Genomic DNA, 25,279 nt, shown 5'->3' with positions numbered 1-25,279 from the left:
TCGTTCAGAATGGACGCTTCATTATCAGAAACTTGAAAAGGTTTAGGTGTACGCATAGAAGATACATTATACGGACAATTCTCCATTAGTTACATTACTTTCCGCATGGACCACTAGGTTGCTCATAAGAAACGATTTTATAAGCATAGTTTATTAATGCGTCATATATTGAAGAAGGTCGGATAAATTTTTATCAAGGAAATGCACTGCGCCCCCCCTGAGGTTCGGATGAGTTCGATAAAGTAATTACGGTTAGTGCTATTTACTTTGGGGGGTTGACGACGCACTTATTGGAGGTTTATCGTGTACTTCAGGCGGGCGGGTTGCTTATTATTGCTTACGGCGATCGTTCCTTTATGGAAAATCTGTCTTTTGTACTACATGATTTTAAACTCTATGGTAAGTCTGAGGTATTAGAGGGAATCATGCAATCTGGCTTTCAGGTAGTTGATGAGTTTAAGTTTCATGGGCATGGCTCTATTATAAATAAAGTATTCAATATAGTGTTATGTAAATCCTGATATGAATTCATTATTTTACTGCTGGGTCAGAAGGAAAGAATACACCGCACTCGAGACGCGTTGTAAATACATTCCTGTAAGCTCGTAATCGGCATCCATGCCTCATATGGTCCCGAGCACAGTGTATCATTTCCTTCTCACTTTTTAGTAATTCGGTTATATGATGGCGCTTTCTTTGTCGTTTCCAAGTTCCATTAAAACTAATCCAGATTCCACTATTTGGATTTTGGTCATTGATGTATAGTCGGGTCTAAATTGCTGAACTTTGCAGTCTTGTCGAATAGTAGCAATAACTGAGTTAATCACCATGAAATGACAAAAAATTATGCTATCTTCAGTAAGACTTAATAAATAATTATTAATTCTCTCCCTCCATTCGGTTTGTTGTTTGTCATTTTTGTTCCACTCTTGATTTATGAGATCTCTGACCCAAGGTATGCGTTGTTGTAGCGCCAATCCACAGGGTGTAGGGATTTCAGTCATCGATTCTTCAATGATTATCGGTACATTCCATGTGTTTGCCAGAGGTTGGGCAGTTTGCTGGGCACGTAATTTGGGACTGCTGATTAACTTTAGGGGTTTTATATTTGAATAACTTTGCGCTAGTGCAGTGGCTTGCTGCTGTCCAAGTTTGGTGAGGGTTGGGTCATGGATATTGGCTCCTTTTTCAGCTTCGCCATGGCGTACAAGAAAAATTCTGGTCATGTTTTCTAGGCTACAGATACTTATTTAGTGTTTCATCTGGTATATCTTGCCATACAGATAGTAATTCTGCCGCATTAAATCCACGTGCTCTGGGATGATTACCAAATCGCTTACTTTGCATTCCTGTGAAAAGTGGCCAGTCATTACCTGGATTTCCGCTTTCTGCATAACTGAGCCAAGCTTCCTGCATTGTGGCGCATAGAATATGTGCATCAGTTTCTCCGCCGTAGAGAGTTTGAAGGGATTCCTCCCTATGAGTACCAAAGATATAGGCTAGTTCAGCAGCATGACAGGCACCCAGGAGAGGTTGGGCGGCAAGTGGTTGAGTAAAGTGGTAATGGAAACTCTTTCCTTCGTAAGCTTTCAGATGCCTGAGTCCCGGTAGTGTGAAAACTAAATCTGTTAACAATAGGTTCCATGTTCTACTCCACTCCGGCCAGGGACTATCTGTTATTGAGATGGCCTGTCGATGGTAATATTCAATTATAGGGTATAACGTTCGCTCAGGTATTAACCACTCTAATTGCTGGCAAATTTTTTTGTGATCCAGGTTGTAGGTGTCTGGATTTGCTGCACTAAATAGATTCCACTCTTCCAAATTATTCCCAAGAAGAAGTGAAGTTCCTGTGTTTTTCTTTGTTTCGATTATATGATCCGTATTACAATTTAAAAGTTCGCTATCATAAACTGGCTTAAAGGGAAGTTGTCCCCAATTTTTTGTCATGTCTGGGTTGTCGAGGATGGCTTTTTGAGCTTTAAGTAGCATATTTGTGGAACATTCTTGTGGCGCTGCTCCATTGCTAATTATTTCCAGGTGCTTAATGAATGCCTCGGCCATTAGATTTGCTCGGCCTACTGTATGGACTGCGCCTGGGTGGCCGCTTTGGGCAATTGCGCGGGAGTAAAGTCCTCGGAATTCAGATATTTCCAGTAGCGTAACGATACTCATGGCGCCCGCGGATTCACCAAAAATAGTGATGTTATTGGGGTCTCCGCCAAATTCAGAAATGTTGTATTTTACCCACTTAAGCGCTGCAATTTGGTCGAGAAGCCCCTCATTGCCAGTAGAAGGAATGTCACTAATATCCTTAAGGCGTAAGAAACCAAGCGCACCTAATCGATAATTAAATGTAACGACAATAGCCCTGCCACTGGATGCCAAATAACGTCCATTGTAAATTGTCTGGCAGCCCGAACCCATATAGAAAGATCCACCATGTATCCAGAACATCACTGGTAACTTTTTGCCGGGCTTTATGGCTGGTGAGAAGATATTAAGGTGCAGGCACTCCTCTCTTTCCGGAGGTTCTCCATTTTGTCCACGAACTTCCATTAAGTTTGATGGGTTCTGTGCGGCCGGCATACCAAATTTCTCTGCATGGAAAGGGGTCTTCCAGGCCGACAAATCTTGAGGCGGAAGCCAGCGTAGCCTCCCTGTTGGCGGACGGGCGTACGGTATCCCAAGGAACTTGTATGTGCCAGTTGCCAGATCTGTTGACCCGATGATAGGTCCGGCAGGTGTATCAATCATTGGCGTAAGATTATTACTTAAATGTTTTCCCATGCCAGGGTCAGTGGTCATTGGTGACTTCCTTTGTTCCTCTGAAAGTTAATGTTTGGTTTAAATTCAACTGACTGTCGGTTGCATCCCCCTTGAAATCATTTTGAATTACGTCCATACAAAAAGGGTGCATGAAAAAAGTTTGGCGCAGTTATTTTTTGGCGGGATCCAAGCAAGGCAATGCATTAGTGAATCTAGTCACGGATGGGCTCAAGGTGGGGTATTTGCCGTCTTTTAGCTCAGGCCATGAACAGTGTATTTAGGAAGTTGCACCGTTTGAAGTTGGTGAGAGCATGATCACGAAAATTTTGGATAAGTCCACAGGCTTGATCAGTGAAGAGCCTCTAGGTGATTTGAAGTTAACCTCTACCGGACTGGTTGAATTACCCGTAAATCCTGAGGAAATAGCCTCTTTCTCGCAGGAAGGGGAAGACCTTGTAATCGTCCTAAAATCCGGTCACATTTTTACTCTTGCTGGTTTTTATTTTGAAGACGAAGATGGAGACCATAGTGAGCTTGCGGTAACGGGAGGGTCTGACCCCCTATTTCTGGCGGCTTCGGGGAGTTTGATCCCCGCATTTACAGTGGCAGGCGGTCCAGCCGGTGTGCCACTGCTCCCTGCAGCTACAACAGTTGGTTGGTATGTTCCCGCCTTGATTACTCTCGGCGTTATCGCTGTCGGTGTGGCTGCACACGATGATGACAACGGCGGTGGAGGTTTTGTGCCGCCAGACACCGATGCAGATGCTGATTCGGATGCGGATGCGGATGCGGATGCGGATGCGGATGCGGATGCCGATGCGGACGCCGATGCGGATGCGGATGCGGATGCGGATGCCGACGCCGACGCCGACGCCGATGCGGATGCCGATGCGGATGCCGACGCAGACGCTGATGCCGATGCCGATGCCGATGCCGATGCCGATGCCGATGCCGATGCGGATGCCGACGCGGATGCCGACGCGGACGCCGATGCGGATGCCGACGCGGATGCCGACGCGGACGCCGATGCGGATGCCGACGCGGATGCCGACGCGGACGCCGATGCGGATGCCGACGCGGATGCCGACGCGGACGCCGATGCGGATGCCGACGCGGATGCCGACGCGGATGCCGACGCGGACGCCGATGCGGATGCCGACGCGGATGCCGACGCTGATGCTGATGCGGATGCCGATGCGGATGCCGATGCAGATGCAGATGCAGATGCGGATGCCGACGCTGATGCCGACGCTGATGCCGATGCAGACGCCGATGCCGATGCGGATGCCGATGCGGACGCCGATGCCGATGCGGACGCCGATGCTGATGCCGACGCCGATGCCGATGCCGATGCTGATGCTGATGCTGATGCGGATGCTGATGCGGACGCCGATGCAGACGCCGATGCAGATGCGGACGCCGATGCGGATGCCGACGCCGACGCCGATGCCGATGCCGATGCCGATGCCGATGCTGATGCGGATGCGGATGCAGACGCCGATGCGGATGCCGATGCCGATGCCGATGCCGATGCGGATGCTGATGCGGATGCGGATGCGGATGCGGATGCGGACGCCGATGCGGATGCCGATGCGGATGCCGATGCCGATGCCGATGCCGATGCCGATGCGGACGCTGATGCCGATGCCGATGCCGATGCCGATGCCGATGCCGATGCCGATGCAGATGCTGACGCGGATGCTGACGCGGATTGTGATGCGGACGCTGATGCTGATGCTGATGCTGATGCTGATGCTGATGCTGATGCTGATGCGGATGCGGATGCGGATGCGGATGCGGATGCGGATGCGGATGCTGATGCGGATGCCGATGCCGATGCCGATGCGGATGCGGATGCGGACGCTGATGCCGATGCCGATGCCGATGCCGATGCCGATGCCGATGCCGATGCCGATGCGGACGCTGATGCGGATGCTGACGCGGATGCTGACGCGGATTGTGATGCGGATGCGGATGCGGATGCCGATGCCGACGCGGATTGTGATGCGGATTGTGATGCGGATTGTGATGCGGATGCAGATTGGGAGGATGCTAGTCAGCTACCACCGGGACTCCCGGATTTGGAAATAGATTTTGATATTGACGAAATTATTTCAATGGAGACTATGGAGTTACCTGGAGTATTTAGTGAGCACTTGGATGAGGTTGGTCTCAAATCCGGACCGGAAAGCGGCGTCACCACCGATGCCTCTGAGATAGCCGGCGCAGTGGCTAGCCCCACAACTGTTGATGCGCTCCAGCTGGAAGAGCTTGAACTTGACTTCATCGATAGCGGAGTTGATAACTACTACCAGGAGGTCCTAACTGCAGAGGGGCTGGCGGAAATCGCCGGAGACTATGAGCAGTTTGATCCAGACGGAGATCTCTCATTGGGCGAGTTACTTGAATCAGGTGATCGTGATATTCAACTCTTTGAGCTCAGTCTTGGTGATGAGATATCCGAAGTACTGGTAACTCATTCGCCTGTAGATGATGCGAGTTCACACTCTGGCCATGATAACTCGGCTGTTATCGATGATCCCTTGGGAGATTTATGGCAGCAAAACGGCTTTAGTGACATTTAGTGAAGTAAACGGTAAACCAGCTGAGGAGCCGGGCCATAAGGCCCGGTTCTTTTTGGGCTAGACTTTAGTTAGCCGCCTTATAAATCTTGCGTAAGATGGGCTGTTTGTTTCAACGCAAGGCTGACAATATCCTTTCATGACAGGCGTATGAACATGGATGTCTTCAAGCGACTGGAATTTATAACACTATTTTTTCTGATAATTTTTCCTACTCATTTGATTGGAGCTGAAGTTTTTACCAGCTCCACTTCTGCGGAAGTAATTAGTCTTAGTGGCATAGGCCCTAAGGGTGAAGAGCCTCCTGCACAAGTATCCTATCGTGACTACAAAAATGATGTTGAGCAAAGTGAACTCAGTATGTTCGATGCAGTACACCGAGCTGTTGGGTGGCATCCTCTGATCGCGGAATCAATCGGTAACTTGTACCGACAGAGACAGGGAGTTAAAGCTGCGCGGTCTGCCTATTACCCACAATTAAGTGCAGGGATTATTGCAGGACAAGATACGGAATATAAGCGTGAAGGGGATGGTCATGCGATACAGTTGAATGTGTCCCAGCTGTTGTTTGATTTTGGGAAAGTCTCCAGTAATGTCAATCGAGCCAAGGCTAGTGTTCGCCGCTCACAAGCACAAGTTTTGCAGTCAATAGATGAAGTCGCTCGCCAGACAGCTAAGGCAACGGTTGAGGTGCAGCGCTACCAGGCCTTACTCCAGAGTTCGGAAGAACAAATAGAGGGTGTATCTTCCATTACACACCTTGTGCAAATCCGAAAAGAACGTGGAGCCAGCTCTCGGTCGGACGTTTTACAAGCGCAGTCAAGGATGGCTGCAGCCCAAGCTTCAAAACAACGGATAGAAGCGCTTTTGAGCAGATGGAGAAGTACGCTACAAAACCTAACTGGTTTGCAATCCCCTCTGAGGGTGTCTATGGCTGTGCCTGAGGATGTGGCGCAAGCTTGCGATGGGCAGTCTTTTGATTTATCTGCAGTTCCAGAGGTACTTATCGCTGAGGCTTCTAGGGCTGAAGCAATGGCCCAACTTGATGAGTCAAAAGCAAACGCTTGGCCGACATTTTCTCTTGATGCTAATGTTAACCAGTATCTGGACCAGGCTTATGTTGATGCTAATGTCTTTGATGAGCAGGAGAGCAGTGTATTTATCAATGTTTCCATGCCCATATATCAGGGTGGAAGGATATCAGCAGGAAAAGAAGGCGCGGGTTATGCGCTTTTGTCCGCAGATGCTGCAAAGGATACTGCTCAATTGCAGACTGTACAGAAGTATCGTGAAGCCCAGGAAGAAGCTGAGGGTCTGATGAGGAGTCTCGGTACTCTGAGCTCCAGGGAAAGCGCGATTGCTGAGACACGGGATCTGTATAAGCAGCAGTATTCAATACTGGGTACTCGCACTCTTATCGACCTTTTAAATGCTGAACAGGAATTGCACCTGGCACGCATTGAGAAAAATAACACCATTTATGACTTGCACCTCCTTAAAATTGACTGCCTATATAGCAGGAGTGGGTTCCGCAATGCATTCAGCCTGAACGGTAGGCAGATCCAAGGTGTGGAGGTATTGCCTTGAATGAGAGCAGTAGTGAGTTCGGGCAAAGAGGGGAAAGTGAAGCAACAGAAAAAAATAAATTAGCTGATTTTAATCCTTGGTGCGAAGCAATTATTCATGTGGCTCGCCATTATCGGGTGGATTGTTCTCCTGAGAGCATTCGTATTGCTGGGCAGTGGGACCCGACAGCTCCAGTCGATCAAACTTTAAGAAGAATGGGGCGCCAAGCTGGTATGACGGTAAAGTTTTGTACATATAAGGAGTCAGATATTAGTCCTTGGCGTTTACCGGTGGTGGTGCAGTTTGAAGGTGGTCAAATCGCGGTTATTGAGTCGATTTCCAGTGATCGCCAGGTAAGTCTTTTAATGTGTGGTGATCAGGGATTAAAAATTACGCTACCTCTTTTTAAAATTAGTGATGAAGTAGTCTCCCAGGTAATTTTCAGGCCCAGGCAAACAGCCACCGATGCCAGGGTTGATGAATATATCAAATCCGACAATAAGCGCTGGTTACGCAATATTATTCTGCGTGATATTAAGCCGTATACTCATATTATGGTTGCCACTACGGTAGCCAATACACTCGCACTGACTGGAATTATCTTCGCCAGGCAAGTTTATGACAGGGTTATTCCTGCTGAATCTATTCCCACGCTTTACGTTCTATTTAGTGGCGTGATCCTTGCCATTATATTTGATTTTATAATGCGCACTATGCGGGTAAAAATTACTGACCTGTTAGGAAAACGCGCGGATATTCGAATGTCTGATTTGGTGTTTGGCCATGCGGTACGAATACAGGGGCAGGCAAGGCCAAAATCCACGGGAACTTTTATTTCTCAAATTCGAGAGCTGGAAAAAGTTAGAGATATATTTACCTCTACTACAGTGCTTGCAATTGCTGACTTACCTTTTTTTTTCCTTTTTCTATTTGTGATGTGGTGGATTGCAGGACCCCTAGCACTCGTGCCCTTAGGTGCTATTTTCCTATTGCTCATTCCCGGACTGTTGTTACAGCCGAAACTTGCAAAACTCTCCCAGCAATCTATCAAAGAATCCTCCCTGCGTAACGCCATATTGATAGAAACGATTCAGGGGGTGGAAGATATCAAGTCAATGCAGGCTGAACAACGATTCCAAGGACAGTGGAACCACTTCAATGCGGTAACCGCAGATGCGAGTCTAAAGCTGCGGTCCCTCGTCGGCATGCTACTAGCCTGGACTCATAATGTGCAATCTGCAGTGTTTGCACTGGTTGTATTATTTGGAGCACCAATGGTAATGAAAGGGACTATGACCACTGGCGCATTGGTTGCGGCTTCAATATTAGGCTCAAGAATGATGACGCCAATGGCGAACATTACTAGGGTTTTGAGTCGATGGCAGCAGGCAAAGTCCGCGATACAAGGTATAGATCACTTGATGCAGTTGCCGGTGGATAATCCCGAGTCTGAAAAGCGGGTTGAGAAAGCCGTGATCAAGGGAGATTTTCACTTCAAGAGCGCGGTATTTCAATATGGTGAGGAGGCACAGGAACCCGCCCTGGTGATTCCGGATTTGAAAGTCCGTTCGGGTGAACGTATTGCAGTCCTTGGGAAAAACGGTTCGGGCAAGTCCACTCTGTTGCATGCTATGGCAGGCGCACTAAAGGCCAAACGTGGCCAGCTACAACTGGAATGTATTGGCATTAATCATATTGACCCTGCGGATATCCGGCGGGATGTTGGTCTCCTTGCCCAAGAAGTAAGCTTATTTCATGGAACCATTCATGAAAATCTTATCATGGGTGCCCCCACTGCCAGTGATGAGGAAATTCTATGGGCAATGCGGATGAGTGGCGCGGACAGCTTTGTAAACAAGCTGCCTAAGGGGCTAGGTTACATGATACAGGAAGGTGGATTTGGTTTATCTGGGGGTCAGAAACAATGCCTTCTTCTATCGCGGCTGCTGATAAGGCAGCCGAATGTATTACTGCTGGATGAGCCTACTGCAGCACTGGATGAGTCTACGGAGAAAAGATTTATCAAGAATCTGCAAGGATGGGCAGCCAATCGAACAATTATTGTAGCTACGCATAGAACTAATATCCTGGCATTTGCCACTCGGATTATCGTTCTCAGTAATGGGCAAATAGTGCTTGATGAAGCAAAAGATAAAGCTTTAGAAATTCTAACTAAATCTCATAGGCAGAAGTCGCTCCAGGATGAACAGGTCTCATAGTAGTTAAAGTATGGAAGAGAAAGATGCCCCATATCTAAGACAGGTAAATCCTACCTCTATACCACAACGGCAGGTTGCGCTCCTAGATATTGAACATCAGGTTCATGAGCACCAGTACGGCGATGATGTTGATGAATCGTCACTAATTCGTTCTGGGCGAGTGATATGGGTATTTTTTCTCCTAATTGTTGCTCTGATTATATGGTCATATTTAGCTCAGGTTGATGAAGTATCCTCTGGAAGTGGGAAGGTAGTACCCACATCACGTGCTCAAATCATCCAGTCTCTCGATGGGGGAATCCTGGCAGAACTAAAAGTTACTGAAGGTGATATTGTTGAAAAAGGACAAGTACTAGCTCAGCTTGACCCAACAAAGGTGCGCTCAAATATGGAAGAGAGTTCAGCTAGGTATCGTGCCGCCTTAGCGAGTGTGGCTCGGTTAAGTGCGGAAGTTAGCGGACAACCACTTCAGTTCCCTGATGAACTTGCAGGATATAAAGATTTGCAAGTTAAAGAGAAAAAATTATTTGATATCCGTCAACAGGGGTTGTTGGAATCAGTTAAAGGTTTGCAAGAGTCTCTGGAGCTGATAAAAAAAGAATTAACCATGACCAGTAGTTTGGTTGACTCCGGAGCCGCCAGTAGTGTTGATGTGCTGAAATTGCGTAGACAAAAAAATGAGTTGGAAACAAAAATTCGGGAGATGCGTTCGCAATATATGGTCAGGGCGCGTGAAGAATTGGCAAATGTAAGTGCTGAGGTTGAGGTATTGGCCTCTGTGCTTGAAGGGCGCTCTGATACCCTTGTCAGACTGACACATCGATCTCCAGTACGGGGTATTGTAAAAGCGATTGAGGTGACAACCATAGGAGGAGTAATTCCTCCAAATGGAAAACTTATGGAAATAGTGCCTTTGAATGATCAGTTACTAATTGAGGCAAAAATTTCCCCGAGAGATATTGCATTTATCCACCCTGGCCAGGCAGCTAAGGTTAAAATCACCGCTTACGACTATGCTGTTTTTGGCGGTTTATCAGGAGAGGTCACAATGATCTCTCCTGATACTATACAAGATGAAATTTTGCCAAATGAATATTATTACAAGGTGTTTATTTTAACCCGTTCAGATTCACTAGAAAACAAGGTTGGAAAAGAGTTTCCAATAGTGCCTGGGATGATCGCTTCTGTAGATATTAAGACAGGTACCAAGACAATATTTGATTACTTGGTTAAGCCGATCACGAAGGCTGGGGAAGCGATGAGAGAGCGTTAGATGTTGAGAGGTTGTGCGATATGTTTTGGAGAAATATTGTCTTATTTTCAGTATTTTTATTTGGTTCCTTTTGGTCGATATTCAGCCGGGCATATGAATCAACAAACGTTACTCTCGCCGCTACCATTACTGTAGAAAATAATTCCGAATTTTCTTTACAGGGGTATACCCACAGGGTTTCCATTCCAGTTGAAGATGGCTTGCAGCAGAAGCTTGTGGCAATTCGCTATGAATATCCGGAGATGCTGAAATATTTGAAGCATAGGAGGGGTGGTACAAGGTATCTTGAATTCAGGTTGGATATTCCAGCAAGATCTACGATTACTCGTATTGTAAATTTCGATTTGACGCTTTATGAATTTGATTACCGAAAAGCACCAGGTAAAAGAGTACCAAGCCCCCCTGATCACTATATAAAACCAAGAAAATATATCGAGTCGAATTCTGAGTCAGTACGAAATCTGGCCCAAAAAATAGAGGCTGCCTGGAATGATGATGCATCGAAGTTGAAGGCTGCATTTGAGGTTCCCCAGGAAATTCTTAAATATCAGGTTCAGTCGACAAAGGGTGCTCTATCTGCACTTAAAACCAAAGTTGGTGACTGTACAGAATATGCCTCTCTATTCGTTGCGTTGGCAAGGTCAATGGGCTATCCAGCAAGAGTTACTTCGGAATTTTTATTTACAGAAAGAAAAGAATTTTCACAGCCAAATCATCATGCGGCTGAAGTCTATTTGCATGGCAGGTGGATACCAGTCGATCCAAATCTGGCCCTGGATAGTCAGTATGGTTATGGATTTGGAATAGGAAGAATAAGCAAGATTACCCTGACCAGGGACTTTACTTGGGTTTGGTCTAACTTATTTCCGAAGAGAGCTGGAGAAGATGGAGTGAGGCCAAAGGTGACAATGGATTGGGTAGTTTACTAGTAGGAGCCTGGTGATGGGAAATAAATTTCAGATTGTATGAGAAAATTGTCATCGTGCATAAAGTTAGAAAATGGGTAGCTTGAACCGCTCTTTAATACGGAGGCAACTACAGCAATTTTTTATTTAAGGTACAAGATGGTCTGAAATCACGATTGCACTCAAGGTGAAATGCTATGTACAAGATTAAATCGGCTTTTGGGACCCCAATTTTGGTTAAGGATTGGCCGGACTCCAAGGAATTCAATGCCCGTTTAACGGAAATTATTCTTGAGAAGGAGACTTCAACACCAGCAGCGAAAAGATCCAATATTGGTAGCTGGGATTCTCAGAAAGATTTTCTAGAGTGGCCTCACAAAGAAATAGCTACCTTAAAACAACGTATTGTTGCCGTAACTCGTGAAATGACGATGAAGGTGACACGAGGTAAGTATAGTCCGGCCTCCCAGGATATGTTTGCTCACGCCTGGGCTAATGTTTCTCGTGCAGACAGTTATAGGAAGATACACAACCATGAATCCTGTACTTGGTCCGGTGTGTATTATGTTAGGTCAAGATTGTCACAAGAAAAGAGCAAGAGCAGTGGTATCATTGAATTCCTGGACCCAAGAATGTTGTGCATCACCACTGAGCTTCCAAATAGCAATTTTGGAGGAAGGGTGAGAGTTATGCCGCGAGGAGGTAGAATGGTACTTTTCCCCAATTGGTTGTTGCATTATGTAAATCCAGTGGAAGACAATTCATTACGTATATGTGTAGCTTTCAATGTAAAACTTGAGACCAATACTGTTAAGCGACGGAGTGATAGTATGCTCTCTCTCGGAGATGTAAAGTTCTCTGAGGATCGGGTGGTGGATTCAGATTAAATGCCCACTATTTTTCTATAGTGGCTTCGTTTGATTTTTTTACGGAAATTTTTTTCAGGAGGCTCGGTATCTTTCCAAAATCTGAATCTCTTCGTGAACCCTTCACTAGGATCAGATCGCCATCCAGGCAAAATCCCACAAGATAATCTGTGAGAGTTTGGGCGTCTGAGAAATGTGGACCCAATATCTCACTGGGTAGGCATTCGCGCAGATGTAACATGTCCTCCCCGTGGGTGATCACCCAGTCGACTTTACTTTTCAGTAATGGGTTGGCCAAGCTTGCGTGCATTTCCTGAGATTTTTTGCCGAGGTGTACGATCCTACCCAACACCGCAACCTTTCTACCATCGCCTTTCACCTTACATTGCGAAAATACGGATAATGCATTCAACATTGAGCTTATGGTTGCGTTCCAGCTGTCATCAATCAGTCTGATAGACTGTCCTTCAATTGTCAGTGTCATGCGCTGTAAGTGCCCTTCATCCAATCGCAGTTTTTGGAGGCGCAAAGTGGCTTCATCCAGGTCTCTATCAAGAGCGTAGGTCACGCAAATCGCAGCTATGGCGTTATGTAACATACCCGTACTGGGGGCGGGTACTCGTAGTTCCAGTTTGCGGTTCGGCAGCTGTAATTGTACCCAGCTGCCTGATTCATCGGCACGGATATTCATCACCCGAATCTCTGCTTCGGGGCTTTCACCAAAAATAATCACTCGTTTCGCATGTTTCCTAGCTTTGCGTAGTACATAGTTAAAGCATTGGAGGTGTTCGCCTACAATGGCAATGGCGCAACCGGTGAGGCCATCAAAGATACGGGATTTCCATTTGGCCGTATCCTCAACCGTTTTAACACTACGATTGGTTTGGGATATACCAATTTCTGTAATTAGGGCAATAGTTGGTTTTATGCGATGGGTGATTGGACCACGTTTCATCCATAGTGCACTTTGCGCTACTTCAATAACAGCTAATTCGTGATCCTTACTAAGACTTGCGAGCATGGATGGCGCCCCTACACGGGAGTTATAGTTTCCCAGGCTCGTGAGCACCTTTTCCCTTGGGCCAAGAATCTGTCCGATCATTTTTAGTGTAGTGGACTTACCGGCTGTCCCAGTTAGAGCAATTACTTCGCCATCAAAGCGCTCACGGGCGGCAAGACCCAGTTCAATAATGGCTTTAATGGGGTCATCCACCTTCAGTACCGGAAGTTGTTTCGGCAGTCCCTCTACAGGGCGGGCTACTATTGCACCGGCAATGCGATGGGCAAATGAGGGCAGTTTTTGATGAAAATCCCAAAATTTTGCGGGGGGCTTGGAGCTTTGTTCATGATAGGAACGGTCAAGATTGGTATGAGCGACGAAAAGAATAGGGTCCAGGGAATCCTCGATAAAGCTGCTGCCAGAAATTACGCTACGTACAAACCACTCTTCCGGCGGAGGCACCAGCCAAGTTCCACCAGTAATCGCGGTAATCTGCTTGGCGTTCCAGGTTTGTCCTGGCGGATGGTTATAAATAATGGATGGGAACTCTGATCTGTATTTAGGTACTTTACGCTTGCAGGAGTTGTCCTTTTTTGAAAAATTCAGTTGGGTGATCATACCTGCTACGGGAACCGGCTTGATTTTAGTGCTATTGGAAACCAAACCTATATGCAACTGAAGATCGACCTCGGCGATATCCCTTTTGGCGGGGGCCCTTAGCCCATAAAGATCGCGGTAAATACTACCTGGTTTCCAGCGGCTCGTGGGCAGTTGCCAGTCGCAAGGGTCATGATCCATGGATTTCCCCCAGTAGGGCATTGAGGTTTTCTCCACTGGTAATGCGCGAAAATCCAGGCGAAAATCTTCTCGGATTTCGTTTGTGCTACGCCAAAAGGATTCCACCCATAGTATCTGCCGGGACTTAATTTCCCGAGGATAAAATCGTACTCCGAGCAACTCCAGTGGTCCTATTTTCATTGGAGTTATACGGGCGTCAGCTGGGACTGAGTCTACGTGCCAGTGTGGTTTTAATAAGGGGTGTTTATTTAAGTGATCAAGATGGTATTGGGTTTTGGGAAATCTTGAATGATTGCCTGTAGTACGTTGCGGAGGTGTCAATTTTACAGTACAAAAGCCATCCTCGTGTAACTCGAGTCTGGTTCCTAGCGGCAGGCACTGGCTGGCAAACCGCTCACTCAGATTTCTTGCGGCTTCACCAGTTAACTGTTTACTAAATCCAAAGCCTACGCCTACAGGTACAAAGGTAATCTGCTCGACACCATGCACACTGAGTTGAAGGCGAAATATGCCACTATCGGCGAAACTGTCTCGGACAGCATCAAAGAGCAGATCTCCGGCATCATGGATAATTGGACGGTCTCGATAGACCTCAATACCTTGTAAATTGTGAGCGCTGGTTCCCAAGACCCCATCAGCGCCTGCATCGATAATGGCATGCCCTGTGGCGATCTGCTCCGAGCTGGGAAAAGATTCCATATTAGCGCCCCAATGTACGGCAACTAGCACCACATGGGCTTTTGCCCGGGCAGCAATAATTCGGGGTTTTAGAGTGTTTGTCCACAGTTCAGGCATGGAAAGGGGGAGATGTGCACATCCAGCAGTGGTAGGGCCGGCGGCAAAACGGGCTTGGGTGGCATCCAGGGAGAATAGGGCTACATTAATGGGCCCTGCGGAGCGGAAGGCTGGTTGTAAGGCTTCATTCAGGTTCTCACCGGACCCTGCGTAGCCTATGCCCGTGGTGTTTAGCCAGTCTTCCTGTTCCATTAACGCTACGGGACCATAGTCTCCGCTGTGGTTATTTGCGGTGGTTACTATATCAACACCTGCTGCAACAAGTACCTTCAACATTTCCGGTCTGGCACGGTAGTAATAGGGTGATCTCTCGCCTTTGGATATTCCTTGCTCTCCCGTTGTGGCAACAACACACTCAAGGTTAACTATGCTGATATCGGCATCTTTTAGGGCGGAAATTCCTCCAAGTACTTGCTCTACACCTAGTTGGGCGGTGCGGTAGTGCTGGCGCCGGCCTAGGTTGACATCTCCCCCCCAGGCAAGCACTGGCCTCGGTTCTACTTCGGGATGGAGAGTGCTTTCTTTGGTGAGACTCTCCATCTCCGCTTGAGTGGCTTTTGAAACTGGTGGCTCTAACTTATCCTGGGCAAGGAGGAAATTACGATAAGCAATTAACCCTGATAAATAATGTTCAACATCATCAATTCTTATCCTGAAGGCATGGTGTCGGATAAAAAAGCTGCCCAGGATTTTTGCCGGGTTTTTGAAAAACATTGCATATTCAGGCCAGAAGTGCCCATTTAATAGATAAGCAGCCCGTTTATGCAATGCTCGATAGAAATGCTCCAAGTCTATTTGATCGAGTAAATAACGGAATTCACTGTGCTGGCCCAGCCGAGCCACCATCTTTTCCGCGGCCATCATAAGCTCAAGCAAGGTGGGAAAGGTGGTGATGCGGTTTTCCACGAAGTCTAGATAGTTGGCAAAATTACGGATGCCAAATTGATAGTACTTCTCCTCTGGCCGGTACATAGTGAGTTCATTGACGCAATAGCTCAACCAGTGATCATGGGCACGCCAGTGACCAGAAATAATGAAATAGTCAAATGCCTTTTCCACCACCGCCAACCAACGTGCATTCTTGTTCCAGCCATATAGACGCATAAGACCAAATGCCGCCTCACCGTCGTAGTAGATAACCCGGTGCTGGTCCTTGATATTAAGAGTGGGGTATTCGAGGACATGGTTGAACTGACCACTTTTCGGGTCCTGCATAGATTCTATGCCCTGGGCGAGTTGCTCCATTAACTCCGCATATTCCTGGGTCTGCAGTGCTTCGGAATACTTTACCAGCGCCAAGAGGCTGACCGCATTGCCGCCGAGCTTGATTTCGTCATTTGGCTCTACCAGGAAAGCGCCCACTTTTCCGGTATTTAGAGGAATGGTTTTGATGAGCTCTTTAGTGAGTAAATTTAGTGAGCGCTGAATGGCAGATAAAAGGGAAGCATCTTCTGTAACCTCCCAGGCCTCAATCATCGCATAGGTACTGCTAGCGTGGCGCAGGTTGTTGTAGGTGTTGATCTCCCTATCAAAGCAGGCGTGCCAGCCGTAGTGAAAAAGCCCATTGGTTTTTACTTGGCTGGTCAGGTAATGACTGCCACTTTTGATGAGTTCCGTAACCTGCTGATAGTCTAATACATCGATAATACGGCGCCCGGCATCCAGGCCCGCCCCATACAAGTACACTGGTTCCTGCTCTATCTCACAGAAGAGCCCCTCGGTGGACAGGAGGACAATGCTGCGCTCATCGGAGAAATCCAGTTCCCCCTGTTGGCCAAAGCGCTTTTTACTGTATGAAAGAAAATTTTTCTCATTGAGGAAGGCATGGTCGATTTTGTTGCCGCCATAGAGCATGGCATTGCCATTGAGTTCCTGTTCAAGGAAAGCAATTCGACAGTCGATATCGAGGGCCAAGCCGTAACGGAAGTATGAGCGCTTGGTGTCTTGCAGAAGTTCATTAAGACCTGCAAGGGTCATTGTGCTCTTGCGAGTCACCCAGTCTACTCTCAGCCAACAGGGTTCTATTTTTGCCTGCTGGGCAGCTTTGCGGATATTTGTAGCGAGTTCCTGCCAGGCACTGGTAAAGTCCTGGGCATTGGTATGTCGTACCTCAGCACGTTGCTTGGTGTCACTAATGGAAAAAAAAAGTGTGTATGGAGGGCTAAGCTCGCGCAGTGCCTGCTCTACCAGGGGGCGTGCCCGCATAAGCATACTGGATAGGGACATGTCGCTATTGTTCTCTCTGGATACCGAATTGGCAGAATTTGTAGCTTTTATTTCCTTGATAACTACCGGAGGACATTCCTGCTGGAGTATAGACTTGCGTACAGATCTTGCCGTCATGGGATAAAGCATGACTGGCGAAATCATCTGTAATAATATTTTTTATAAATAATGAAAATTAGGTTTTCAAAACGAATCCACTTGGATAGTATGGGGGTGCCGCGCTAAAGGATGGAAAGCACGCAAAGTGCCAAAGGTTCTTTTAATTAATCCCTGAATGCTCTTAGGGGTTAATGTCCAGGTTGAATGATTTTGCAGGTTAAAAACTTGCCAATCCCTAAAACCCGAAAGGCGATCCTTTCGGGTTTTTTGTCAGAAAACTATTAACCGACCAATTAGATATTGGCCCTCGCGGTTGATTACCCTGTCGACTTTAAAGGCGATACATGGGCATTAGGCCTGTGTGAAGGGCTGTCCTCCCTGGTTTTTGCTTAGGTCTTGCTGTTTGGCGCGGAGTTCAAAGAGTCTGAATGGACTGTTTGAGAACAAGGAAGAAATTGATGCGGAGTATTAGGCAATGCGCTGGAATTGGTGGCAGAACCTCAGGAGTTTTCCTCCTCTGGTCTGGATAATATTAATAGGCAGTTTTTTTAGCCGTGGCACTTACTTTATGGTTTGGCCTTTTCTGGCCATTCTCCTCTTCAATAAGTTTGAGTTGGGTGCAGCGGAAATAGGGTTGATCCTCAGTGCTTCGGCAGTTGGTGCGGCGCTGCTGGGCTTTTATGTGGGCGCCCTGTCTGATCGCTATGGGCGCCCTGTCTGATCGCTATGGGCGCCGGAATATTCTGTTGTTAGGTTCGGTAATTAACCTATGTTCTTTTGCCCTACTGGCAGTAACCCAAACGTTACCAGGATTTATTCTGGCAATGACCCTCTGCTCAATCGGTCGTGCTGTTTGGGAGCCGCCAGCCAGCGCCTTGATTGGTGACTTAATTGATAACCAGGCAAGTCGTGAGTTGGCCCTGCAGCTGCGTTATTTCCTTATTAATGCGGGAGCCGCATTAGGGCCTATTGTTGGTGTATGGGCGGGGCTCAGTGCGCAGCAGTCCACCTTTGGCTTAACTTCTCTCAGTTATTTGCTCTTGGCACTGGCGTTTATTTGGGGATTTGCAAAAACAGAGACGGGACAGCTCGCAAAGAGCAATGGTGATGGCTCTGTCGATTTAGGCAGTACCCTGTCGATATTGCGCAGGGATCAGGTGTTTATGGTTGTGATTGTTGCCAATATCCTCACGATGTTTATCTATGCTCATATGGATTCCAGTCTGGTGCAATATCTGACACGGGCAGAGGCTCCGCGATTGGTTGAGCTGATATCCAGCATGATTTTTGTGAACGCAATGACCATCGTATTATTGCAGTTTCCACTCATGCAATTGATGCGAAACCTGGATATAAATGGGCGAATTATGATCGGGCTGGTGATATTAGCCGCTGCACAAATGTGGTTTGCCCTAAATCCGGTGCACTGGTTTTGGGGTTGGATGGGGGCGACTTTTATCCTCAGTTTGGCTGAAGCGATTCTCTTTCCAACCATGAGCGTACAGATAGACCGGTTGGCGCCTGAGCATTTACGCGGTACCTATTTTGGGGCCTCTTCCTTTTACGCTCTCGGTTGGGCCTTGGCCCCACTGGCTGGAGGGGTGGTTTTAGAGTGGTGGGGTGGACCGACGCTTTATTGGATGTTGCTCGCGCTTTGCGGTGTAGTATTCGTGCTTTATCGCACAACAGCTTACCTCTCCCGCCCACACTGGCCGGAACGGGAAGAGCCGACAATCTCTTCAGGTGAAAGTGCCAAAGCCACTGGATAGTAAAAGGCACCCTAATTAAAACGTTTGCGGATATATAAATAGAAAGGTATCTGTGAGGCATAAAAAACGGGAAATCCAGTAATAAGCAGATGGAGCTTCCCGTTCTGATTTGATAGAGAAATTCCCCGACAAGAATATTGCCGGGGAATTTTTTAGATCTCTGCTGCGAGGCGTGAGCCCTGGTCAATAGCGCGTTTGGCATCGAGTTCTGCGGCTTCGTCGGCCCCACCGATCAGGTGGGTCTTCACACCGCGCTCCTGTAGCGCTTCATAGAGTTTACGAGCGGGTTCCTGGCCGGCGCAGATAATAATGTTATCCACTTCCAGCAGTCGCTCTTCTTCACCTATGCGAACATGCAGTCCTTTATCGTCAATTTTGTCATAAAGAGCACCGGCAATCATCTCTACCTTGCGGTGTTGCAGGCTGCCACGGTGAATCCAGCCAGTGGTTTTACCCAGGCCCGTACCCACTTTGGTAGTTTTGCGTTGCAGCAGGTAGACCTGGCGCGGAGTGCTTACTGCTTCGCGGGGTTTCAGGCCAGAGCGCTGTTCCAGCTCAATATCCACACCCCATTCACTAAAGAACTCTTCTTTATCGCTGGCAACTACTTCCTCTTCAGTGGAGTGGGGCCCGTCGTGAGTCAAGTATTCCGCCACGTCGAAACCGATACCGCCCGCACCGATAATGGCCACTTTTTCGCCGACTGGTTTCTTGTGCTTCAGTACGTCCAGATAACCCAGCACCTTTTCGCTCTCAATACCTGGGATCGGTGGAGTGCGCGGCTCGATACCGGTGGCGATAATCACTTCATCAAAAGACTGCAGGTCTTCTTCGGTAGCGATAGTATTGAGCTTGACCTCAACGCCAGTCACTTCCAGGTGGCGTTTGAAGTAGCGCAGGGTCTCCTGGAATTCTGCCTTGCCGGGAATCTGCTTGGCGATATTAAACTGGCCACCGACTCTGTCGCTGCCTTCAAACAGGGTTACCTGGTGTCCGCGCTCGGCGGCAACAGTGGAGGCAGCCAAACCGGCGGGGCCGGCACCGATAACAGCAACTTTTTTCACGTTTTCGGCAGGCAGGTAGTTCAGCTCAGTCTCATGACAAGCGCGTGGGTTGACCAGGCAGGAGGTGAGCTTCAGCTGGAAGGTGTGATCCAGGCAGGCCTGGTTACAGCCAATGCAGGTGTTGATTTCATCGGCGCGGCCCTCTGCGGCCTTGTTGACGAAATCGGAATCTGCCAGGAATGGGCGCGCCATGGAGATCATATCGGCCTGTCCGGAGGCCAGAACTTCTTCGGCCACTTCCGGTACATTGATACGGTTACTGGCAACTACCGGGATAGATAGGTGCTGTTTCACCTTGGCAGTAATATCGGTAAATGCGGCGCGGGGTACATTGGTGGCGATAGTGGGAACACGCGCTTCGTGCCAGCCGATACCGGTATTGATAATCGTGGCGCCGGCTTTTTCGATAGCCTGGCCCAGGGCCACTACTTCGTCGAAGTCACTGCCGTCTTCCACCAGGTCCAGCATGGACAGGCGGTAGATAATAATAAAGTCTTCGCCAACAGCCTCGCGCACACGGCGAACCACTTCGATTGGCAGACGGATACGGTTCTCGAAGCTGCCGCCCCACTCATCGGTACGCTTGTTGGTGCGCTTTACGATGAACTGGTTAATGAAGTAACCCTCGGAGCCCATGATCTCCACGCCGTCGTAGCCGGCTTCGCGGGCCAGGGTGGCGCAGCGTACGTAATCGTCGATCTGGCCTTCAATTTCCTCACTGGTCAGCTCGCGCGGAGTGAAAGGGTTGATCGGAGCCTGGATGGGGGAGGGAGCAATCAGGTTTTCGTTGTAAGCGTAGCGGCCTGTATGCAGGATCTGCATACAGATTTTGCCGCCTTCGGCGTGAACGGCCTCGGTCACTTCCCGGTGCTGTTGCGCCTCTTCCGGGGTGTTCATTTTAGAGGCACCCTTAAATACGCCACTCTCTTCGTTGGGCGCGATACCCCCCGTTACAATCAGGCCAACGCCACCGCGGGCGCGCTCAGCGTAGAATGCCGCCAAACGGGTAAAGCCACCGGGGTGTTCTTCCAGGTTGGTGTGCATGGAGCCCATCAGCACCCGGTTTTTTAGGGTGGTGAAGCCCAGGTCCAGGGGGGCAAGCATATTAGGGTAGGCTTGGGACATGGCAAAATTCTCTTCTTGTAACCTTTGGGGTTCATGTATATATGCAAAAAAGTGCATATCGTTGCCCAGCAGGATAACAAGAGCCTTTGACGTGAAACAGTGACCTTTCCGGTCGAATTCAGTGATCAATTCCTGACGTTTTATTAAACTATTTGCGTCCCATTCTCATTTGGCGGAAATGTCTGTTTTTAAAGGGATTTTCATCTGTTTATTTACACAGCCAAAACCGCGAGAAGCTGCTCTCGCAGCCAGCGATTGGCGGGATCTTCGTGTAGATTTTTGTGCCACAACAGGTGCCAGTCCATCAGGGGTATTTGGAATGGCAGCTCGAATAGACGGGCAGAATATTGACTGGCCAGACTCGCCGGTACTGTTAGAGCCAAGTCGGTACGTAACACTACCAAAGGCGCCACTCGGTAGTGCTGTACTCGAAGTTTGATATTGCGTCGCCGCCCCAGTTTGTTCAGAGCTATATCTGCCAACCCAGGACCCGTGCGCCTACTGGAGACATGGATATGTTCCAGCTGTAGATATTGATCCAGTGTCAGGCTTGACTCCCCGGCCAAGGGGTGCCCATTGCGCAACATACAGAGATAGCGGTCTTGGTGCAGGCGCTGTTGCTGCAGCTGGGGTGCTGTTGCCAGAGGAATATCCAGGGCGAAATCCAACGTATTGGCGGCCAGTTCTTTTGCCAGCTGATCCCTGGGCACGTGGAATGACTCTACTGTTACACCCGGCGCCTCTTTTTCCAGGCGTTCCAAGAGGGGCGGTAGCAACAGGGTTTCTGCCATATCGTTCATAGACAGTCGCAATGTTTTGCGTGCCAGGGCGGGGTTGAACTGGCGGTGTTCATTCAGGCTGGTACCAAGCAGGGAAAGGGCCTGCTGCACCCTGGGCATAATGGATTCCGTAAGGGGGGTGGGAGTCATGCCGGATGGGCCGCGAATAAATAGTGGGTCGTCCAGGGTACGGCGCAGTCGTGCCAAAGCATTACTCACCGCAGGTTGGGTGATATGCAACTGTTCAGCCGCACGGGTGAGGTTGCCCGCGCTATAAATGGCCTCCAGAACCAGGAACAGGTTCATATCCATTTTTTGCAGCTGCATAAGTGCCCCATTCATAACCATTGTGAATGATCACATATTCGCATAATAAACTTTGATGATTCAAACGAGAGGGCTAGGGTTGGAGCTCCATAAAAAGAGGAACTCGCTGTGGCCGAATCAATTGTGGTGCGCCATGGACAGGCGTCCTTCGGCGCCGATGATTACGACAATCTCTCCGATGTTGGCTGGCAGCAATCCCGCTGGCTGGGAGAATACTGGCGGAAGACTGGCCAGAAATTTGACCGGATTTTATGTGGCAGCCTGCGCCGCCACCGGCAGACCACCGTGGGCATTTGCGAAGGTCTTGGCATCGATTTAGACAGCCACTTGACGGTAGTTTCCCAGTTGGATGAATTTAATTTCCATGAGGTGGCGCGTCTTTACAGTGAAAAAAATTCCGCAGCTACCCCCGGCCCCAACGCACCCCGTGCCGATTTTTACCGTTTTTTGATGCAGGGCATGCTCGCCTGGTCCGCAGGGGAAATTGCTCCTGCAGAGAGTTGGCAGGCATTCGAAAATCGCATTCGTGAAGTTTTGAATTTCATCAGCGATACCCCCAAAGGCAGTAAAACCCTGGTAGTCAGTTCCGGTGGGGCTATTGCCATGATGGTGCGGCAGGTATTGGGAGGTCCTCCCGAGTCGGTGATCAAACTCAACATGCAGATACAGAATACCGGCACTACCCGTTTTTTCTCTAGCGCAGGGCAGGGACTTAGCTTGAACAGTTTTAACCACGTGCCTCATTTGGAGAGAGAGGAGCGCCACACTTCCGTGACTTACAGCTGAATTAAAACCTACAACGCAATTAAAGGTGAGAAGACATGGAGTTTGAATATTCAGAAAAGGTAAAGGGCCTGTTGGAGCGGCTCAAAAGCTTTATGCAGGAATATGTATATCCTGCTGAGAGTACTTATATTCAGCAGTTACAGGATGATCCCTGGGGCGAGCCCCCTATTATGGAGGTTTTAAAAGAAAAGGCCCGGGAGGCTGAGCTGTGGAATTTATTCTTACCCGACTCCCGCTATGGTGCCGGCCTTACCAACTTGGAATATGCGCCTTTGGCGGAAGAGATGGGGAAGGTCTTATTTGCCTCAGAAGTTTTTAATTGCAGCGCCCCGGATACCGGGAATATGGAAGTACTGACCCAGTACGGATCGGAAGCGCAACGGGAAACCTGGCTGAGGCCATTGCTGGAAGGCAATATTCGCTCGGCATTCGCCATGACCGAACCCAGGGTAGCCTCTTCCGACGCCACGAACATTGAAACTTCCATCGTGCGCGATGGCGATGAATATGTGATTAATGGTCATAAATTTTATATTAGTGGCCTGATGAATAAGCGCTGTAAGGTCATGATTGTGATGGGCAAGACCGATCCCGCTAATCCGGATCGGCACCGCCAGCAATCTCAAATCCTGGTTCCCACCGATACCCCTGGGGTAAAAATAATTCGGCCCATGCGGGTATTTGGTTACGATGATGCCCCAGAAGGTCATGCGGAGGTGATCTTTGATAATGTGCGGGTGCCCGCGTCTAACCTGATTCGCGGAGAAGGGCGTGGTTTTGAAATAGCTCAGGGACGTTTGGGGCCGGGCAGAATTCACCATTGCATGCGCCTGATTGGCCAGGCCCAGCGCGCCCTGGAAATGATGGCAAGCCGCGCGGAAAAACGTATTGTGTTTGGTCGCCCCATGAGCAAACAGGGATCTGTGCGGGAGGATATTGCCAAGTCTGCCTGTGAAATTGAGCAGGCGCGTCTGCTAACTTTAAAAGCTGCAGCGCAAATGGATCGGCTTGGCAATAAAGCGGCCAAAGACCTGATCGCCATGATTAAAATTGTTGCACCGCAAATGGCCTGCAAGGTGATTGACCGCGCTATCCAGATTCACGGTGCGGCAGGGTTGAGCCAGGACTATAGCTTGGCCCACCATTATGCTTACGCGCGCACTATCCGTTTAGCCGATGGACCGGACCAAGTGCATATGATGCAGTTGGGACGCAACCTGGCTGCGCGTTATGCCATAGAGACTGCACAGGGAGAGGAGCATGTCTGAAACAGTAAAGGAATCCCGTAGTTCGGTGGAAGCTTTGCCACTGGAAAAGTTGCGCGAATACCTCAGCGCAAATGTTGAAGGTTTTTCCGGGCCACTGAAAGTGAGTAAATTCTCTGGGGGTCAATCCAATCCCACCTTTAAGCTGGAAACCCCTTCAAATACCTATGTATTGCGCCGGCAGCCCCCGGGAAAACTATTGAAATCCGCTCATGCTGTGGATCGTGAATACCGTGTTATGTCTGCTTTGGCTGATACTGATGTACCGGTACCCAAGGTTTTTCATTTATGTGAAGACCGGGATTTGATCGGTTCCATGTTTTACCTGATGGAATACTGTGAGGGGCGGATCTTCTGGAATGCTTCAATTCCCGAAGTGGACGCCCCTGCGCGCAGTGCTATGTACGATGAAATGAATCGAGTACTCGCTGCTTTACATAGTCTCGACATCGACTCTTTGGGGTTATCTGATTACGGCCGCCCAGGAAATTATTTTCAGCGGCAGCTGGAGCGTTGGACGGGGCAATATCGGGCTTCCGAGACACAGTCTATTGCGGCGATGGAAGAGTTGATCGAATGGCTTGGCAGTGCGCTACCGGAAGACGATGGTCGGGTAGCTCTGGTACACGGTGATTACCGCCTCGACAATATGATTTTCCATCCTAAAGAACCCAAAGTTATCGCGCTGCTGGACTGGGAGCTTTCTACTTTGGGCCACCCGTTTGCGGATCTTGCCTATCAGTGCATGCAAATGCGTATGCCTGCTGGGGGCGACAAGATGTCCGGGTTATTGGGGCTGGATATTGCTTCGCTGGGTATTCCCTCGGAGCAGGCTTATGTGGCCAAGTATTGTGAGCGTATGGGGATTGAGGGCATTGATCACTGGCCTTTTTATTTAGCGTTTAGTTTTTTCCGCCTGGCGGCGATAGTCCAGGGAGTAGCCAAGCGCGCACAGGATGGAAACGCCTCAAATCGCAATGCGGCGAGCCTTGGCGCGCTGGTGGCGCCACTGGCACAAACGGCAATGAGCATCGCCAGCGAGGCGAGTTAGTTAGAAGGTCATCTC

16 protein-coding genes are annotated in these 25,279 nt (G+C 48.7%); 11 read left to right on the top strand and 5 right to left on the bottom strand.

Annotation, left to right across the window (positions count from 1 at the left end):
• Positions 1-677: 677 nt before the first annotated feature.
• A complete protein-coding gene (locus ACCI49_RS16320) occupies positions 678-1,226 on the bottom strand; it encodes a histidine phosphatase family protein (protein WP_371840145.1) in 549 nt (182 codons plus the stop codon).
• A gap of 10 nt (positions 1,227-1,236) precedes the next feature.
• Complete coding sequence (locus ACCI49_RS16315; protein WP_371840144.1) at positions 1,237-2,808, bottom strand: carboxylesterase/lipase family protein; 1,572 nt, start codon at positions 2,806-2,808, stop codon at positions 1,237-1,239.
• A gap of 272 nt (positions 2,809-3,080) precedes the next feature.
• Between ACCI49_RS16315 and ACCI49_RS16310 the strand changes: the two genes are divergently transcribed.
• The 6 genes from ACCI49_RS16310 to ACCI49_RS16285 all read left to right on the top strand — a co-directional run bounded on the left by ACCI49_RS16310 (position 3,081) and on the right by ACCI49_RS16285 (position 12,201).
• The gene (locus tag ACCI49_RS16310; protein WP_371840143.1) at positions 3,081-5,354 is read left to right on the top strand and encodes a BapA/Bap/LapF family prefix-like domain-containing protein; all 2,274 of its coding nucleotides are present in this window, start codon (positions 3,081-3,083) and stop codon (positions 5,352-5,354) included.
• A 153-nt stretch (positions 5,355-5,507) separates the two neighbouring features.
• Positions 5,508-6,938 (top strand): TolC family outer membrane protein, encoded by a 1,431-nt coding sequence (locus tag ACCI49_RS16305; protein WP_371840141.1) that lies wholly within the window; start codon positions 5,508-5,510, stop codon positions 6,936-6,938.
• Entirely contained in the window at positions 6,935-9,136 is a 2,202-nt protein-coding gene (locus tag ACCI49_RS16300) for a type I secretion system permease/ATPase (RefSeq protein WP_371840140.1), read from the top strand. The genes ACCI49_RS16305 and ACCI49_RS16300 overlap by 4 nt, the downstream gene beginning before the upstream one ends.
• Before the next feature lie 10 nt (positions 9,137-9,146).
• Positions 9,147-10,409, top strand: coding sequence for a beta-barrel domain-containing protein (locus ACCI49_RS16295; RefSeq protein WP_371840139.1), 1,263 nt, complete (start codon positions 9,147-9,149; stop codon positions 10,407-10,409).
• 20 nt (positions 10,410-10,429) lie between these two features.
• The gene (locus ACCI49_RS16290; RefSeq protein WP_371840138.1) at positions 10,430-11,338 is read left to right on the top strand and encodes a transglutaminase-like domain-containing protein; all 909 of its coding nucleotides are present in this window, start codon (positions 10,430-10,432) and stop codon (positions 11,336-11,338) included.
• A 173-nt stretch (positions 11,339-11,511) separates the two neighbouring features.
• A complete protein-coding gene (locus tag ACCI49_RS16285; RefSeq protein WP_371840136.1) occupies positions 11,512-12,201 on the top strand; it encodes a TIGR02466 family protein in 690 nt (229 codons plus the stop codon).
• 7 nt (positions 12,202-12,208) lie between these two features.
• On the opposite strand, the gene ACCI49_RS16280 is transcribed toward ACCI49_RS16285, so the two are convergent.
• The gene (locus tag ACCI49_RS16280) at positions 12,209-16,999 is read right to left on the bottom strand and encodes a CapA family protein (RefSeq protein ID WP_371840135.1); all 4,791 of its coding nucleotides are present in this window, start codon (positions 16,997-16,999) and stop codon (positions 12,209-12,211) included.
• Positions 17,000-17,573: 574 nt separating this feature from the next.
• Here ACCI49_RS16280 and ACCI49_RS16275 point away from each other — a divergent pair.
• Both ACCI49_RS16275 and ACCI49_RS16270 read left to right on the top strand, forming a co-directional pair.
• The gene (locus tag ACCI49_RS16275; RefSeq protein ID WP_371840134.1) at positions 17,574-17,819 is read left to right on the top strand and encodes an MFS transporter; all 246 of its coding nucleotides are present in this window, start codon (positions 17,574-17,576) and stop codon (positions 17,817-17,819) included.
• A complete protein-coding gene (locus tag ACCI49_RS16270) occupies positions 17,779-18,867 on the top strand; it encodes an MFS transporter (protein WP_371840133.1) in 1,089 nt (362 codons plus the stop codon). The genes ACCI49_RS16275 and ACCI49_RS16270 overlap by 41 nt, the downstream gene beginning before the upstream one ends.
• A gap of 152 nt (positions 18,868-19,019) precedes the next feature.
• Here the strand turns inward: ACCI49_RS16270 and ACCI49_RS16265 are convergent, their stop codons facing one another.
• Together ACCI49_RS16265 and ACCI49_RS16260 are read right to left on the bottom strand one after the other, a co-directional pair.
• Positions 19,020-21,056: an oxidoreductase gene (locus tag ACCI49_RS16265; protein WP_371840132.1), complete on the bottom strand. Its 2,037-nt coding sequence runs from the start codon at positions 21,054-21,056 to the stop codon at positions 19,020-19,022.
• Positions 21,057-21,268: 212 nt separating this feature from the next.
• Complete coding sequence (locus ACCI49_RS16260; protein ID WP_020411374.1) at positions 21,269-22,162, bottom strand: LysR family transcriptional regulator; 894 nt, start codon at positions 22,160-22,162, stop codon at positions 21,269-21,271.
• A gap of 108 nt (positions 22,163-22,270) precedes the next feature.
• Here ACCI49_RS16260 and ACCI49_RS16255 point away from each other — a divergent pair, with 108 nt between their 5' ends.
• From ACCI49_RS16255 to ACCI49_RS16245, 3 genes are read left to right on the top strand one after another with little or no spacing between them, the layout of a single operon-like run.
• Positions 22,271-22,948, top strand: a complete 678-nt coding sequence (locus ACCI49_RS16255) for a histidine phosphatase family protein (RefSeq protein WP_371840131.1) — start codon at positions 22,271-22,273, stop codon at positions 22,946-22,948.
• A gap of 35 nt (positions 22,949-22,983) precedes the next feature.
• Positions 22,984-24,216, top strand: a complete 1,233-nt coding sequence (locus ACCI49_RS16250; protein WP_020411372.1) for an acyl-CoA dehydrogenase family protein — start codon at positions 22,984-22,986, stop codon at positions 24,214-24,216.
• Positions 24,209-25,264 (top strand): phosphotransferase, encoded by a 1,056-nt coding sequence (locus ACCI49_RS16245; RefSeq protein WP_371840129.1) that lies wholly within the window; start codon positions 24,209-24,211, stop codon positions 25,262-25,264. The genes ACCI49_RS16250 and ACCI49_RS16245 overlap by 8 nt, the downstream gene beginning before the upstream one ends.
• The last annotated feature ends 15 nt before the right edge of the window (positions 25,265-25,279 follow it).

Origin of the sequence: Microbulbifer epialgicus (genome assembly GCF_041447265.1) — a bacterium.
Taxonomy (GTDB): domain Bacteria; phylum Pseudomonadota; class Gammaproteobacteria; order Pseudomonadales; family Cellvibrionaceae; genus Microbulbifer; species Microbulbifer epialgicus.
Note: the sequence above shows the minus strand (reverse complement) of the source record. Positions and strands in the feature narration are given on the sequence as shown.

What these genes read in the sequence shown, in the direction of transcription:
- ACCI49_RS16305 (WP_371840141.1), top strand. Translation starts at nt 5,508, where the DNA reads ATGGATGTCTTCAAGCGACTGGAATTTATAACACTATTTTTTCTGATA.
- ACCI49_RS16290 (WP_371840138.1), top strand. Translation starts at nt 10,430, where the DNA reads ATGTTTTGGAGAAATATTGTCTTATTTTCAGTATTTTTATTTGGTTCC.
- ACCI49_RS16265 (WP_371840132.1), bottom strand. Translation starts at nt 21,056, where the DNA reads ATGTCCCAAGCCTACCCTAATATGCTTGCCCCCCTGGACCTGGGCTTC.
- ACCI49_RS16250 (WP_020411372.1), top strand. Translation starts at nt 22,984, where the DNA reads ATGGAGTTTGAATATTCAGAAAAGGTAAAGGGCCTGTTGGAGCGGCTC.
- ACCI49_RS16260 (WP_020411374.1), bottom strand. Translation starts at nt 22,162, where the DNA reads ATGCAGCTGCAAAAAATGGATATGAACCTGTTCCTGGTTCTGGAGGCC.
- ACCI49_RS16275 (WP_371840134.1), top strand. Translation starts at nt 17,574, where the DNA reads ATGCGCTGGAATTGGTGGCAGAACCTCAGGAGTTTTCCTCCTCTGGTC.
- ACCI49_RS16270 (WP_371840133.1), top strand. Translation starts at nt 17,779, where the DNA reads ATGTGGGCGCCCTGTCTGATCGCTATGGGCGCCCTGTCTGATCGCTAT.
- ACCI49_RS16315 (WP_371840144.1), bottom strand. Translation starts at nt 2,808, where the DNA reads ATGACCACTGACCCTGGCATGGGAAAACATTTAAGTAATAATCTTACG.
- ACCI49_RS16245 (WP_371840129.1), top strand. Translation starts at nt 24,209, where the DNA reads ATGTCTGAAACAGTAAAGGAATCCCGTAGTTCGGTGGAAGCTTTGCCA.
- ACCI49_RS16295 (WP_371840139.1), top strand. Translation starts at nt 9,147, where the DNA reads ATGGAAGAGAAAGATGCCCCATATCTAAGACAGGTAAATCCTACCTCT.
- ACCI49_RS16320 (WP_371840145.1), bottom strand. Translation starts at nt 1,226, where the DNA reads ATGACCAGAATTTTTCTTGTACGCCATGGCGAAGCTGAAAAAGGAGCC.
- ACCI49_RS16310 (WP_371840143.1), top strand. Translation starts at nt 3,081, where the DNA reads ATGATCACGAAAATTTTGGATAAGTCCACAGGCTTGATCAGTGAAGAG.
- ACCI49_RS16280 (WP_371840135.1), bottom strand. Translation starts at nt 16,999, where the DNA reads ATGTCCCTATCCAGTATGCTTATGCGGGCACGCCCCCTGGTAGAGCAG.
- ACCI49_RS16285 (WP_371840136.1), top strand. Translation starts at nt 11,512, where the DNA reads ATGTACAAGATTAAATCGGCTTTTGGGACCCCAATTTTGGTTAAGGAT.